General features: G+C 71.0%; 10 protein-coding genes. 3 read left to right on the plus strand and 7 right to left on the minus strand.

Annotation, left to right across the window (positions count from 1 at the left end; all coding sequences use genetic code 11):
* Both RFN52_RS06205 and RFN52_RS06210 read right to left on the minus strand, forming a co-directional pair.
* The gene (locus RFN52_RS06205) at positions 1-537 is read right to left on the minus strand and encodes an NUDIX domain-containing protein (protein WP_184843438.1); all 537 of its coding nucleotides are present in this window, start codon (positions 535-537) and stop codon (positions 1-3) included.
* Positions 538-584: 47 nt separating this feature from the next.
* Complete coding sequence (locus tag RFN52_RS06210; protein ID WP_184843441.1) at positions 585-1394, minus strand: M15 family metallopeptidase; 810 nt, start codon at positions 1392-1394, stop codon at positions 585-587.
* Positions 1395-1722: 328 nt separating this feature from the next.
* On the opposite strand from RFN52_RS06210, the gene RFN52_RS06215 reads away from it, so the two are divergent.
* From RFN52_RS06215 to glpK, 3 genes are all read left to right on the plus strand, one after another.
* On the plus strand, positions 1723-3384 hold the full coding sequence (locus tag RFN52_RS06215; protein ID WP_184843444.1) for a GGDEF domain-containing protein: 1662 nt from the start codon (positions 1723-1725) through the stop codon (positions 3382-3384).
* Between the two features lie 888 nt (positions 3385-4272).
* The gene (locus tag RFN52_RS06220; protein WP_184843446.1) at positions 4273-5067 is read left to right on the plus strand and encodes an MIP/aquaporin family protein; all 795 of its coding nucleotides are present in this window, start codon (positions 4273-4275) and stop codon (positions 5065-5067) included.
* A gap of 18 nt (positions 5068-5085) precedes the next feature.
* Positions 5086-6603: a glycerol kinase GlpK gene (glpK, locus tag RFN52_RS06225; protein ID WP_184843449.1), complete on the plus strand. Its 1518-nt coding sequence runs from the start codon at positions 5086-5088 to the stop codon at positions 6601-6603.
* A gap of 83 nt (positions 6604-6686) precedes the next feature.
* Here the strand turns inward: glpK and RFN52_RS06230 are convergent, their stop codons facing one another.
* The 5 genes from RFN52_RS06230 to RFN52_RS06250 are packed head-to-tail and all read right to left on the minus strand — an operon-like array spanning position 6687 to position 14885.
* Entirely contained in the window at positions 6687-7292 is a 606-nt protein-coding gene (locus RFN52_RS06230; protein WP_031138786.1) for a GTP-binding protein, read from the minus strand.
* Entirely contained in the window at positions 7273-10947 is a 3675-nt protein-coding gene (locus RFN52_RS06235; protein ID WP_184843454.1) for a hydantoinase B/oxoprolinase family protein, read from the minus strand. The genes RFN52_RS06230 and RFN52_RS06235 overlap by 20 nt, the downstream gene beginning before the upstream one ends.
* Positions 10948-10971: 24 nt before the next feature.
* Positions 10972-11367 carry a DUF742 domain-containing protein gene (locus RFN52_RS06240; protein WP_033309737.1) on the minus strand — a complete coding sequence of 132 codons (396 nt, stop codon included), beginning with the start codon at positions 11365-11367 and terminating at the stop codon, positions 10972-10974.
* 9 nt (positions 11368-11376) lie between these two features.
* Entirely contained in the window at positions 11377-11808 is a 432-nt protein-coding gene (locus RFN52_RS06245; RefSeq protein WP_184843457.1) for a roadblock/LC7 domain-containing protein, read from the minus strand.
* The gene (locus RFN52_RS06250) at positions 11805-14885 is read right to left on the minus strand and encodes a sensor histidine kinase (RefSeq protein WP_184843460.1); all 3081 of its coding nucleotides are present in this window, start codon (positions 14883-14885) and stop codon (positions 11805-11807) included. Before RFN52_RS06250 ends, RFN52_RS06245 begins: the two co-directional genes overlap by 4 nt.
* Positions 14886-15111 lie beyond the last annotated feature (226 nt).

Genomic DNA, 15111 nt, shown 5'->3' on the forward strand with positions numbered 1-15111 from the left:
TCAGATGTACCGGCCCTCGAACCAGGCGCGTACGGCCAGGGTGTGCAGGGGGAAGGCGAGTTCCTCGGGCCTGCGCAGGAGGTGCCAGCCGGATGTCTCGTCCGTGGCGGCGGAGGAGGGCAGGCCCTCGGCGGGCCGCTCCGGCAGGAGACCGAACAGCAACAGGTGACCGTCGGGTGAGCTCATCGCGTCGGCGAGCCGTACGTCACGGCCGGCCGCGTCGATACCGGTTTCCTCCCGGAGTTCGCGTATGACGGCCTGCCGCCAGTCCTCGCGGTCGTCGATGTAGCCACCGGGCAGGGCGATCCCCCCGCGCGCGGGGGCGATGGTTCGGGTGATGACGACCAGGGCGGTGCCCTGGGTGTCGTACACGGGCTGGAGGGCCACCGCGACCGGGAGTGGATTGCGGTAGGCCACGGCCCCGCACACCGGGCAGGTGCGGGGCCAGCCGGTGATGCCCTCTCCGTAGGGCGCTCCGCAGCTCGAACAGTGGGAGTTCGGCGCGGAGTTGGAAGCGGAGTGCTGATTCTCGGACACGCGGCGGACTGTAGCCGATCACGGAGAGGGCACATCGAGCAGGCTGCTCAGTGGGCGCTGGTCAGCGACTTCCTGGACACGGGGAAGTCGAAGTAGGTGTCCGGATAGACCTCTGGCTTGAAGGTGTAGTGCCACCACTCCTCTGCCAGGTTCACGAAGCCGAGCCCTTCCAGGGTGCTCTTGAGGAGCAGCCGGTTGTGGCGCTGTCGGCCCTGGATGCGGGGGTCGAGGGTGTGCGAGAGGGTGTCGAAGCAGTCGAATCCGGTCCCCATGTCGACCGAGTTGTCGGGGAACCGCTCGTTCTGGGGAGCGAAGCACGGCACGAGGGGCTCTCCTGGACGGTAGGGCCTGGTCGGCTTCGCCGGGAGCCGGACGAGCGTGACGTCCAGGGTGGAACCGCGACTGTGGCCGGATTTCGCCGCGATGTACCCGTCGGCGAACAGCCGGGCCTTGTCGACGTTCGGGTAGAACTCGCCCTTCATGGCCTCGTCGTCGAGATCCTCGGCCCAGCGGACGAAGTGGTCCACCGCCCGTTGTGGCCGGTAGCAGTCGTACACCTTGAGCGTGTAGCCCTGGTGCAGGAGCTTCCGCTGGGCCTTGTGGAGGGCTTCTGCGGCGGGGCGGGTGAGGATGCAGATGGGCTGCCGGTAGCCGTCGATGCGCTCGCCGACGAAGGTGTGCGGGGTGACGTAGCGCATCTCCTGGATGATCGTCGGGTCAACGCTTCTCAGCGCCACGAAGTCCCCCGGCGCCTTGGGATCGCTGCTGGCCCGGGCGGTCGCGGTGGGGGCGGTCGATGCCAGGACGGCGGCGAACGCGGTGATCAGGGCACGTGCCACGGTGGTGAGTCGTGTCATGCCCCTGCGTCTATCAGGAGTGGGGGCGCCGTGGAAGGGGATGGCGGGCGGCATGGCGACTGCCCGACGGACCGGGGATCGTGGGCTGCCGATTTTCGGCCGACCGTGGCGCACACTTCCGATGCATCGTCATATTCCGCCTGGAGAGGGTGCTGTGGCGCGAGCACCACACCTGTGGTGTCGGAGACGAGGGCCCCGGTCGGCGTTCGTGCGGGTCGCACCGCCAGGTCGGACCCTGATCCATACGCTGCGTGATCGCTCCGGAATCCTGCGTGAACGTCTCATGAACTGCGCTTGGGCGTGCGCCGATGGCGTCAATCATGCTCCCGTGCACTCCTGGACGGACACTCTCCGCTTCGCCTTCCAACCGGTGGTCAATCTGACGACCGGCGCGGTCGCGGGGCTGGAGATACTCGCCCGGCCGGAGACCGGCGACGTCCTTGCGGAGGCCCGCCGGGACCCCGGGCTCGACGCCCGACTGGCCGTGTCGGCCGTTCGCGCGGCGGCGCGCAGGGAGACCTTGCTTCCGCTGTTCGTCAACGTGTTCGCCGGGACACTCGCGGACCTCGGCGGGCTCTCGTCGCTGCACGAGGCCGTGCGGGAGGCGGGGCGACTGCCCTGGGAGGTCACGATCGACCTCTGCCCGCCCTACACGCATGTGCCGCAGAAGGCTCTGCTGGAGGCGGTGGCCACGCTGCGCGGGCAGGGTTTCCGGATCTGCGCGGACGGGATCGGCGACGGGGACGTGCCCTTGCGGCTGCTCTCGGACCTCTCCCCCGGCCTGTTGAAGCTGGACGCCTCGCTGCTGGCGCGACCGGCGGTGGTGCGGTCGATGCGGACGCTGTGCGACGAGCTGGGGGCGCTCCTGGCCGTGGAGGGCGTCGAGACCGAGGGGCAGTGTGCGGCGGCGCTGGCGAGCGGGGCGCAACTGGCACAGGGCGAGCTGTTCGCACCGCCGGCGCGCCTGCCCGCCGCGGACGTCTACGTCCCGCCACGCTCCCCCGCCGAGCCGGGCGCACCACGGACCGGGCCGTCGGTGCGGGAGTTCGTCCGGCCGGCCGCTCTGCTGCCGGCCACCGCGTCCGCAGGGCAGGTGCGTGCCCTGCTGACAGGGTCGCCGGACGTGTCCGGGGTGCTGCTCGTGGACACCGCCGGGGTGCCGGTCCGGTCGGTGCACCGCTCCCGCTTCCTGCTGTCGATGTCGGGGCGCTACGGACACGCCCTGTACGCCGACCGGCCCGCGGCCAAACTCGGTGACCCGCCGCGGACGGTGGGCGTCGACGCGACGGCCTGGGAAGTCCTGGACGTGGTGGCGGTCGGAGGGCGGGACCGCACGTCGGACGACGTTGCCGTGGTGGACGAGCACGGGCGGTGCATGGGGGCCGTGCGGCTCGCGGATCTCGTGCGGGCGCTGGCCGAGACGCGGGTGGAGGAGGCTGCGGGGCTCAATCCGCTGACGCGTCTGCCCGGCTCGGACGCGATCACCGACGAGGTGGACCGGCGGATCGCTGCGGGGCGGGCGTTCGCGTTGAGCTGGCTGGACGTCGACCACTTCAAGCAGGTCAACGACGGGGCCGGGTTCGCGGCGGGCGACGAGCTGATCCGGGCGGTGGGCCGTGCGCTGCAGCGTGCCTCGTCGGAGGGCTCGCGCGTGGGGCACATCGGCGGGGACGACTTCCTGGTGCTCGCCGATCCGGACGGTCTCGATCCGCTGGCCGCTTCGGTGCTGGGCGCCGACTGGTCGGCCGGGGGCAGGCCGGTCACGCTGTCCCTCGCGACGGTGGTGTGCGCGCCGGGCAGTGTGACCGACCACCGGCAGGCGGCGGCCTGCCTGGCTCCGTTGAAGAAGGCGGCGAAGGCGCTGCACGGGGCGAGTTGGGTGCTGGGCCGGGCGGGCGTGCCGGGCCATGAAGCCCGCAGGGGCTCGCGACCGACGCCGGCGTCGGCGGGGCGCGGAGTGGCGGTCGAGAGGGGCGTACAGGGCGTCTGAGGGCGGGGCGTGCCCGGTGTGGCCGGTGACGATGTGCCCGGCCACACCGAGCACGGCCTTTTTGGGTGTGGGAGACGCTGATGCGGCTGCGACCCGGCCGGGCTCGTCTGCGGTCCGGGCGTCGGTTCCTGGCCGGCGAGATCTTGTCGGGCGGGATCCTGACGGGCGGAGGGTGATCGGTGGGGTGCTGACAGTGCCGGTCCTGATCCTGTGGTCCGGGGCCGCGGCGTACACGGCCCTTCAGCAGCTGTGCCAAGGGGATCTGCGCACGGGGTTGCGGCGCTGTCGAGGTCGTGCTTGGAGCGGACGGCACCCGGTCCGCCGGGGGCCTTCCGCGGCAGTCATAGCCCCGCGGAACTCCTGCGGTTGAGAAACCGCCAGGTCAGGTGAATCCTGGACACTAGCAAGCGAGGAGTCAGGTGCGGCCGGGCTTTCGCCCCAGCGGAGCCCGGCGGAGGCCGGACACCATCAGCCAAGCCTCGCGCGGCTCACCCAGGCCCGCGCGGGTCCGGAACAGATCTGAACATCGACCCGACCGGGCGCCGCCATGGCCGAGCAACCGGCCCGTCGGCCCGGCGCGAGCCCGGCGGCCGTCGGATGGCCGTCAACCGTTGCGGTCGGCGACCTTGACGCCCTTTGGGTGCCGGTGAACACTTCCGGTGTCAGTCGACATCGCCGTACATACGCGGCGTATTCCGGCACTGCGGCGCGTGAATGCGCCTGCGCCAAGGCCCATTCCTCCACGGGCGATTCGGCTGCGACGGCACGCTCGTCACGGATGCCGGGCGGGGCGCGGAACCCCTGCCTCCGGCTGAAGTAGCCACGGGAAACGCACCCTGCAGGTGAGAACCGGGGCCGATCGTCCCGGGCCAGGGCTGAGGAGCCGCCATGACTAACGGAGACATTTTCGTCGGCGAGATGATCGGCACGGCGATTCTGATCCTGTTCGGTGCCGGCGTGTGTGCCGCCGTCACCCTCAGGTTCTCGAAAGCCCGAGCCGCGGGGTGGGTGGTGATCGCGTTCGGCTGGGGCTTCGGCGTGCTGGCAGGCGCGTACACCGCCGCTCCCCTCTCCGGAGGGCACCTCAACCCGGCTGTCACCTTCGGCCTGGCCGTCGACACCGGCGTGTGGGACAAGGTGTGGGTCTACCTACTGGGACAGATCACCGGCGCCATGATCGGGGCCGTCCTCGCCTACCTCGTGTACTTGGCCCAGTTCCAGGCGAACGTGCGGAAGACGGGCACCACGGAAGGCACGGTGGACGAGCCGGTTCCGACGCTGGGCATCTTCTCCACGATCCCCGAGATCCGTAATCCGGTGGCCAACCTGATCACCGAGATCCTCGCCACCATCGCCCTGGTGCTTCCCCTCCTCGCCCTGGTGGGCAGCAACAGGCACGTCGAGGGCATCGGCATCGGTTTGATCGAGGGCGGGGAGGGCATCTACGGGTCCGGCATCGCGATCCTTCTGGTCTCCTTCCTGGTCGTCGGCATCGGCCTGTCCCTGGGTGGCCCCACCGGCTATGCCATCAACCCGGCGCGTGACCTCGGCCCGCGCATCATCCACGCCATCCTGCCGATCCCGAACAAGGGCACCTCCGACTGGGGCTACTCGTGGATCCCCGTCGTCGGACCACTGATCGGCGGCCTCCTGGGTGGCGTCATCTACAACGCAGCCTTCTGACCAGCCGAAGGGATAGCCATGACGGACAACTCCGCGAAGTACGTCGCAGCCATCGACCAGGGCACCACGTCGAGCCGCTGCATCGTCTTCAACCAGGACGGCGCGATCGTCGCCGTGGACCAGCGTGAGCACCGCCAGATCTTCCCGAAGCCCGGCTGGGTGGAGCACGACGCCACCGAGATCTGGTCCAAGACGCAGGCGGTGGTGGCAGGGGCGATCGCCAAGGCCGGTCTGAGGGCCGACCAGCTGAGCGCGATGGGGATCACCAACCAGCGCGAGACGACCCTCCTGTGGGACCGCTCCACGGGCAAGCCGGTGCACAATGCCATCGTCTGGCAGGACACGCGCACGGCGGCGCTGTGCAACCAGCTGGGCGGCCAGGACGGGCAGGACCGCTTCCGCGAGCAGACGGGTCTGCCGCTGGCCACCTACTTCTCGGGCCCGAAGGCGGCCTGGCTGCTCGACAACGTGCCCGACCTCCGGGCGCGCGCCGAACGCGGCGAGATCGCCTTCGGCACGATGGACTCCTGGCTGATCTGGAACCTCACCGGCGGCACGGACGGCGGGCAGCACGTCACCGACGTGACCAACGCCGGGCGCACCATGCTGATGAACCTGGAGACCCTCCAGTGGGACCCCTCGATCCTCTCGGCCATGAACATCCCCGAGGCCATGCTGCCCGAGATCCGGTCCTCCTCCGAGGTGTACGGCACCGCCGTCGGGCAGCTCGCCGGTGTGCCCGTGGCCTCCGCGTTGGGCGACCAGCAGGCGGCCGTGTTCGGGCAGGCCTGCTATGACGTGGGCACCGCCAAGAACACGTACGGCACGGGAAGTTTCCTGCTGCTCAACACGGGCGACCGCCCGGTGCCGTCGAAGAGCGGACTGCTGACGACGATGGGGTACAAGATCGGCACCGAGGCGCCGGTCTACTGCCTGGAGGGCGCGATCGCCATCACGGGCGCGCTGGTGCAGTGGTTCCGGGACCAGCTCGGCATCATCCGGACGGCCGACGAGATCGAGCCCTTGGCGGCGAGCGTCGAGGACAACGGCGGCTCGTACATCGTGCCGGCGTTCTCCGGCCTGTTCGCGCCGTACTGGCGCTCCGACGCGCGTGGCGTGATCACCGGACTCACCAGGTACGTCACTAAGGCGCACCTCGCGCGCGCGGTGCTGGAGGCGACGAGCTGGCAGACCCGCGAGGTCGTGGACGCCATGTACCAGGACTCCGGGGTGCACATCACGACCCTCAAGGTCGACGGCGGCATGACGAAGAACAACCTGCTGATGCAGCACCAGTCGGACGTGCTCGACGTGCCGGTGGTGCGGCCCAAGGTCTCCGAGACGACCTGCCTGGGTGCCGCGTACGCGGCCGGTCTGGCCACCGGTGTGTGGAACGACACGGACGAGCTCAAGGCCCACTGGCAGAAGGACGTCGAGTGGACACCGAACATGGAGGCGTCGGTGCGGGACCGCGAGTACCACAACTGGCGCAAGGCCGTGGAGAAGAGCTTCGGCTGGGAGGAGGGCGACAGCTGACCACGCGCGCGTGGAGCGTCCTTCAGGGCAGCGGCCCGTACCCCGGTCGGCGGGGCGCGGGCCGCGTACGCCAACCGGGCGCGTCAGCCGGTGACGGCCTCGCGGCGGTCGGCCGCGTAAGCCATGGCGTGCTGGACGACGCCGATGAGTGCCTCCTTCACCGACTCGCGGTCACGGGCGTCGCACATCATCAGCGGCACGCCCTCGTCCAAATCGAGGGCCTGGCGGACGTCCTCGATCGGGTAACGGGGAGCGCCCTCGAAGCAGTTGACGCCGACGAGGAAGGGGATCGAGCGCCGCTCGAAGTAGTCGACGGCGGCGAAGCAGTCCTCCAGACGGCGGGTGTCGGCGAGGACGACGGCTCCGAGGGCGCCCTCGGAGAGCTCGTCCCACATGAACCAGAACCGCTCCTGGCCGGGCGTGCCGAAGAGGTAGAGGACGAGGTCCTCGCGGAGGGTGATGCGGCCGAAGTCCATGGCCACGGTCGTGGTGTTCTTGCCTTCCACGCCGCTGGTGTCGTCGACCGGGCGCCCGGCCTCGGTGAGCAGCTCCTCGGTGCGCAGCGGCCTGATCTCGCTGACCGCGCCGACGAGCGTGGTCTTGCCCACGCCGAAGCCGCCGGCCACCAGGATCTTGAGCGTGACGGGCTCGACCGGAGGCTTGCCGCGCTCAGAACGCCCGAAGATCATCGATCTCTTCTCCTGCTTGATGGGGGTCGGGCGACGGCGGGCCGTAGCCTCCGCCGCCGGGGGTTTCGATGACGAGTACGTCGCCGGTGACGAGGTCGGCGGAGTCGCTGCCGCCGAGTGCGGTCACCGTGCCGTCGGCGTGCTCCACCCGGTTGGCGCCGAGAGCGCCCGGCTCGCCGCCCGCCATGCCGTAGGGCGGGACCCGGCGGTGCTGGGACAGGGTGGAGACGGTCATGGGTTCGAGGAAGCGGATGCGGCGTACGGCGCCGTCCCCGCCGTGCCACCGACCGGCGCCGCCGCTGCCGCGCCGGACGGCGAACTCCTCGAGGCGTACGGGCAGTCGCCACTCCAGGACCTCGGGGTCGGTGAGGCGGGAGTTGGTCATGTGGGTCTGGACGACGGGTGCGCCGGGGAAGCCGTCGCCCGCGCCGGAGCCTGAGGCAACGGTTTCGTAGTACTGGTGCTGTTCGTTGCCGAAGGTGACGTTGTTCATGGTCCCGGAGCCCTCGGCCTGGACGCCGAGCGCCGCGTAGAGGGCGCCGGTGACGGCCTGGGAGGTCTCGACGTTCCCGGCGACCACGGCGGCGGGCGGCTCGGGGGCGAGCAGGCAGCCGGGCGGGACGACGATGCTCAGGGGGCGCAGGCAGCCGTCGTTGAGGGGGATGTCGTCGGCGACGAGGGTGCGGAAGACGTAGAGGACGGCTGCGTTGACGACCGAGAAGGGGGCGTTGAAGTTGGTGGGCAGTTGCGCGGACGTGCCGGTGAAGTCGATGGTCGCGGAACGGTTTTGGCGGTCCACGCGCACGGCCACGCGGATGACGGCGCCGGAGTCGGTCTCGTAGGCGTAGTCGCCGTCGTCGAGGGCGCCGATGACGCGGCGCACGGCCTCTTCGGCGTTGTCCTGGACGTGCCTCATGTAGGCCTGGACGACGTCGAGGCCGTAGTCCTCGATCATGCGCCGGACCTCGTCGACGCCCTTGTGGTTGGCGGCGATCTGGGCGCGCAGGTCGGCGAGGTTGGTCTTCGGGTTGCGAGAGGGGTAGGGCGCCTCGGTGAGGAGGCGGAGAGTCTCGTCCTCGCGGAAGCGGCCGTTCTCGGCGAGAAGCCAGTTGTCGAAGAGGACGCCCTCCTCCTCGATGGTGCGGCTGCCCGCGGGCATGGAGCCGGGGGCGATGCCGCCGATCTCGGCGTGATGGCCGCGCGAGGCGACGTAGAAGAGGACCTCCGGGTCGCTCCCCGCCCTTCCGGTCGCGTCACTCTCCGTGTCGGCCGGTGGTGGGGTGTCGAAGACCGGTGTGATCACGGTGACGTCGGGCAGGTGGGTGCCGCCGTGGTACGGGTCGTTGACGGCGTAGGTGTCGCCGGGGCGCATGCGGGGGCCGCGCCGGCGGATGACCTCCTTGACGCTCGTGCCCATCGAGCCCAGGTGGACGGGGATGTGCGGGGCGTTGGCCACCAGGTTTCCGTCCGGGTCGAAGAGGGCGCAGGAGAAGTCCAGGCGCTCCTTGATGTTGACGGACTGGGCGGTGGATTCGAGGCGGGCGCCCATCTGCTCGGCGATCGACATGAACAGGTTGTTGAAGACCTCCAGTAGAACCGGGTCGACTTTCGTGTCGAGATCGGAACTCTGCGTGATCGCGGCGCGTTCCATGACCAGATGCCCGTCGTCGGTCGCCGCGGCCCGCCAGCCGTCGTCGACGACGGTCGTCGAGCCGGCTTCGGTGATGATCGCCGGGCCGGTGACGGAGTCGCCGGGGGGAAGGTCCTCGCGGCGGTGGAGGGGTACGTCGCGCCAGGCGCCGCCGGTGTGAAGGCGGACGGTGCGCGGCGCCGGGGGGCTGCCGTCCGTGGTGGCTTCGTAGGGGGCGAGAGCGGAGAGATCGGGGGGTTCTGTGATGCCGGTGGCTTCGACGGAGAGGGCTTCGACGACGATCGGGCGGTCGAGCGTGAAGGAGTACGTGGCGCGATGACGGTCTTCGAAGGCGTGCCGCATCGCGCCGGGCTCGGTCAGCTCCACGGTGAGGGTGGTGTCGGTGCCGTCGTAGCGGAGCTCCGCGCGACGGGTGACCGCGATGTGCTCCTCGGGGACGTCCTCGGCGAGAAGTTCGGCGCGCGCCGCCGCTTCCAGGTCTTCGGCGGTCTTGAGGACGCCGGGCATCGAGGCCGGTGCCAAGGGCGCCTCGACGGACTGCTCACGCATGGCGGTGGTGTCGGCGAGGCCGATGCCGAGTGCGGACAGGACTCCGGCCATGGGGGGCACCAGGACGGTGCGGATGCCGAGGGAGTCGGCGACCATGCAGGCGTGCTGGCCGCCGGCCCCTCCGAAGGTGGTGAGGGCGTAGCGGGTGACGTCGTGGCCCTGCTGGACGGAGATCCGCTTCACGGCGGAGGCGATGTTGGCCACGGCGATCTGCAGGTAGCCCTCGGCGACCTGTTCGGGCGTGCGGTCGTCGCCGGTCCGCTCGGCGATCTCGCGGGCGAGGGCGGTGAAACGGTCCCGGACGAGTGTCTCGTCGAGGGGCTGGTCGCCGTCGGGTCCGAACACCTTCGGGAAGTGAGCGGGCTGGATCCGGCCGAGCATGACGTTGGCGTCGGTGACGGCGAGCGGTCCGCCGCCGCGGTAGCAGGCGGGCCCCGGGTCCGCGCCCGCCGAGTCCGGCCCTACGCGGTAGCGGGAGCCGTCGAAGTGCAGGACCGACCCGCCGCCGGCGGCGACGGTGTGGATGTCCAGCATGGGGGCGCGCAGCCGGACGCCGGCGATCTGGCTGGTGAAGACGCGCTCGTACGCGCCCGCGAAGTGGGAGACGTCGGTGGAGGTCCCGCCCATGTCGAAGCCGATGACCCTGTCGAAGCCGGCGAGCTGCGACATGCGGGCCATGCCGACGATGCCTCCGGCCGGCCCGGACAGGATGGCGTCCTTCCCGCGGAACTGCCCTGCTTCAGTGAGGCCGCCATTGGACTGCATGAACATCAGCCGCACGCCTTCGAGCTCGTCGGCGACCTGCCGGACGTAGCGCCGCAGCACGGGCGAGAGGTAGGCGTCGACGACGGCGGTGTCCCCGCGGGGCACGAGTTTCATCAGAGGGCTGGCCTCGCTGGAGAGCGAGATCTGCGGGAAGCCGATGCGGGCGGCGAGTTCCCCGACGGCCTGCTCGTGGGCCGGGTGGAGGTGGCTGTGCATGCAGACCACCGCGACGGCGCGGATCCCGTCGTCGTACGCCTCCTGCAATGGCCCGGTGAGGGCGTCCGGGTCGGGGGCGCGCAGGACGGTGCCGTCGGCGGCGATGCGCTCGTCGACCTCGACGACCCGCTCGTACAGCAGCTCGGGCAGGTCGATGCGGCGGGCGAAGATGCGGGGGCGGTTCTGGTAGGCGATGCGCAGGGCGTCGTGGAAGCCGCGGGTGATGAGCAGCAGGGTGCGCTCGCCCTTGCGCTCCAGGAGGGCGTTGGTGGCGACGGTGGTCCCCATGCGCACGCTGTCGACGGGGTCATCGGAGCCGGCCAGCAGGGTGCGGACGCCCTCGACCGCGGCGTCGGCGTAGCGTGCGGGGCTGTCTGAGAGCAGCTTGTGCGTGAGCAGCCGGCCGTCCGGGCGCCGGGCGACGATGTCGGTGAAGGTGCCGCCTCGGTCCACCCAGAACTGCCAGCCAGTCACGTCAGTACCCCGCTTCCGCGCTGCTCACAGCGCCCGGAGGCCGTTGATCACGTCGCGCAGAATACTCTCGTCCGGCAGTTCGGCAGGGGGTACGGGCCGGTTCACATGGACGAATTCCGCGTCCACGAGATCTCCGACGAGGACCCGTACCACCCCTATCGGCAGGTCGAGTTCCGCTGCGAGTTCGGCGACCGACTGCGGGAGGTCGCGGCACAGTTCGACGATGTCCACATGCTCCGGGGAGAGCATGTGGTCGGCTTCCGGATCGTCCGCGTGCGGCTCCGTGACCACGACCGCGATCAGGTCCAGGCGGTGCTGGCCCTGACTGCTGGTGCGGCCGCGGGTCATGGCGTACGGGCGGACGACCGGTCCGGCATCGTCGTCGAACCAGTGGCTTCTTCCCTGACCGTCAGCGCTCATGTCATCCCACTACCCGCCTGCGGGCAGATCGGTGCGCGGGGCGCTGGCCAAATGCACGCCCACTCGCTTCACGAGGAGCGTCATCTCGTAGGCGACCTGGCCGACGTCGGAGTCGGCGTCCGAGAGGACGGCCAGGCAGCTGCCGTCACCGGCGGCCGTCACGAACAGGAAGGCGTCGTCGAGCTCGACAACCGTCTGGCGGACGTTGCCGGCCTCGAAATGGCGCCCCACGCCCTTGGCGAGGCTGTGGAAGCCGGAGGCGACGGCGGCAAGGTGCTCGCTGTCCTCCCTGGTCAGGTCCTTGGACACGCCCGTCGGCAAACCGTCGCCGGAGAGCACGAGGGCCTTGCGGATGCTCGCGACACGGTCCACCAGGTCGTCGAGGAGCCAGTTCAGCTCCCCCTTGGTCGCGGTGTGGCCGGTCGCCTTCGGTGCGGTCATCGACCGTCCCCCTCTGTCGTTCCTTGTGGTGCTGCGCCGCTGTGGGCTGAATCGCCCTCGGCGTTCTCCTCACGGCCACGCTGCCAGCCGCGCTGGAGCGATGCCATGCGGCTGCGTACTTCCTCGGCGTCGCGTTCGACGGGCTCGGCCCTGTCGTCCGTACGCGGCTCCGAGCTCCGCTTCAGCTGCGGGGCCAGGTTGGCCTGGCGGACACGCCGGGGCAGCGGCGCGGAGCCGGAGCCGGGCGGTGGTGCGGAACCGGTCTGCTGGGCCGCGGCGCGGGAGCCTGTTTCGTGGCGCGAGGGCCCGCCGGTGACCTGCGACGTGGAGCCGGAGCCGTGGTCCGGTCCGTCCGGGCCGCTGGAGGCGATCTCCGCGCGGCGGGTCCGCAAGGGCAGAGCGGGCGGCTCGGACCGGTTGCCGGCGGCGCTGCCGGGCGGGGCCGGGGATTCCGTGTGGTTCTCATCGCGGCCGGACGAGCCGATGCCACGGCGGGCGGAGTCCGTCCCGCGACGGCGCGCGGGCAGCGGCGGCGGTGCGTCCGGCAGGGCGTCCCCGCGTCGGCTGCCTGCCGTGGAGCTCTCGCCGGGCCGGCGGGCCGGAAGGGTGGACGCGGGCTCGGGGCCCGGCCGGCCGGTGGCCCGGCCGCTCGTGGGCTCCTCGCCCCGGCGGCGCTGCGGTAGGGCTGAGGTGGGGCTGGACTCCGTTCGGCCGATGGCCGTGGTGGTCTCCTCGTCGGTCTTCCCCCGCCGGGGGCGCTGCTCGGTGACCGGGCGCCCGTGCGAACTGACCAGCTTGGGGGTGTGGCGGCGGGGCAGTGTGACAGGAGCGCTCAGCTCCTCGTCGCTGTCGCTCGGGTCCGCCGCGCCGCGGGCATCGGCGCTCTGCCGGCGCGGGTCGGTGCGGCGGCCCGCCGTCTCGTCCGGGGCACGGGTGAGGGAGTGGCGGGGGCGGAACAGGCCGCCGTGTTCACTGTCCTCGTCCTGGATGGCGCCGGGGAAATCCCCGATGGTCTCCAGGCCGACGGGGGCCTCCAGCTCGACCGGGCCGTCCAGCAGGGAGGCGGGCAGACCGGCGCGCTGTGCGGGTGCCTGGGACAGCGCGGCACGGCGGCTGTCCTGCGGCTCGCTCTCCGGGGCCAGCTGGGGGCGGTCGAGCCGGAATCCGATGCCGTTGGTGTCCGGGACGTCGTCGGTCAGCAGGGCGTCGGGGATGAAGACCACTGCGGTCGTGCCGCCGTACGGGGAGGGCTGCAGGGAGACCCGGACGTTCTGGCGTTGGGCGAGTCGGCTGACCACGAACAGGCCGAGCCGGTCGGTGTCGGACAGCTCGAACTCCGGCGTCTCGGCGAGCCGGAGGTTGGCGTCCAGCAGCGCTTCGGCGGCCATGCCGAGACCTCGGTCGTGGATCTCCAGGGTGAAGCCGTTGGCGACGCGCTCGCCGAGAACCTGTACGGCGGTGTGCGGCGGCGAGAACACCGTGGCGTTCTCCAGGAGTTCGGCCACGAGATGCGTGAGGTCCGCGACGGCCGGGCCGCTGATGGCGATGCGCGGAAGGCGGCGGACCTCGATGCGTTCGTAGTCCTCGACCTCGGCGACGGCGGCGCGCACGACGTCCATGAGCTGGACGGGCTTGCGCCACTGCCGGGATGGCGCGGCGCCGGAGAGGATGACGAGACCCTCGGCGTGCCGGCGCATGCGCGTGGTGAGGTGGTCGAGGCGGAACAGGTCGGCGAGTTCCTCGGTGTCCTCGGTCCGGCGTTCCATGGCGTCGAGCAGGGTGAGCTGCTTGTGGAGCAGGACCTGGCTGCGGCGCGCGAGGTTGACGAAGACCTCGGAGACGCCCGCGCGCAGCTCGGCCTGCTTGACGGCGGCCTCGACGGCGGCGCGCTGCAGGGTGTTGAGGGCCTGGCCGACCTCGCCCATCTCGTTCTTGTCGTATTCGAGGCGGGGGACCTCGGTCTCGACGTCGACCTGCTCGCCCGCGGAGAGGCGGCGCATGACGCTGGGCAGGCGCACTCCGGACGCCTCGTGGGCCTCCAGGCGCAGCTGCCGCAGATCGCGGATGAGGGTGCGGCCGACGCGTACGGACAGGAAGAGGGAGAGCAGGAGCGCGATCAGGCCGAGCGCGCCGGCGATGACCGCCTTGGCGATGACGCCTACGGCGACGGGGTGGACACGGTCCTGGTAGCGGTCGTTGGCCTGGTCGTTGAGGGTGCCGAGCTCGTCGAGCACGTTGCCGGCGGCGCTGTCCCAGCCCTTGGCGGAGACGCCGCGGGGGGTCCCGGCCCCGGAGGAGACGGCGGCTTCCTCGGCCACACGCAGGGGGGCGGAGGAGGCGTTCTTCCAGAAGCTCTGGTAGCGGTCCCGCTCCGCCACGGGCAGCAGCGGGAGGTTGACGTCGTACATCAGGGTGCGCTGGGCCACGAGGTCGGAGATGTCCCGCTCTTCGGAGTGGGAGATCCTGCCGACGATCAGGGCGGAGCCGAGGAGGGCGTCCTCGCGGGAGAGCAGTTCGCGGGCGCGGGCGAGGTTGACCAGCGCGCGGTACTGCTTGTCCAGTTCGACGTTGTCGACCACGTGCAGGTTGGCGAGGAGGACGTAGCAGGGGTCGACGAGCCGGTTGTAGAGGTCGAGGGCCTGGGTGCGGTTGACCGTGCCGTCCTCGACACTGCGGCGCAGCGACTCGATGCCGTCGAAGGCGTCCAGAACGGCGGTCAGCCGCTCGTCGGTGTCCGCGCCCATGGCGTCGCGCACATCAGGGTTGCGGGCGTTCTCGCGGATGCTGCTGACGGCCTTGTCGGTGGCGGTCCGGCTGCGCCGGAGCGCGGCGAGCCCGTCGGAGGCGCGGGGGTCGGCGAGGTGGACGAGGGTCTGGCGGCGTTCCTCCTGGAGGACGCGCACGGTGTCCTCGATGGGGTAGCCGATCTTCTCCACCACGGACGACACGTTGAACAGGTCGCCCGCCTCACGTCCCGTGAGCACGGTGGCGAAGGCCCAGATCGCGGTGAGGGACACCAGCGGCACGAGAAGCAGCGCCACGATCTTCCGGCGGATGGACTTCCCGCGAAAGCGCATGGCCTCCCCCAGCTCGGGCCCCCGGCTACCGGGGGTACACATGTGCGTCAACAAACGGCGCGAGCCTACTACCGACCCACAGGGAACTCGAAAGCCGGTCCGGAACCTGAACTTCCGCGCCAGCCACGCGGCGTGGCGAGTTGTCCGGGCATTGCGGGAGTTGTCTCCCCGAAAGCAGTGGTCATGGCGCCGACCAATCCCCGGACTCCGCCAGGGCGGTTGGCTG

This window comes from Streptomyces collinus (assembly GCF_031348265.1).
In the GTDB taxonomy this organism is placed as follows: Bacteria; Actinomycetota; Actinomycetes; order Streptomycetales; family Streptomycetaceae; genus Streptomyces; species Streptomyces collinus.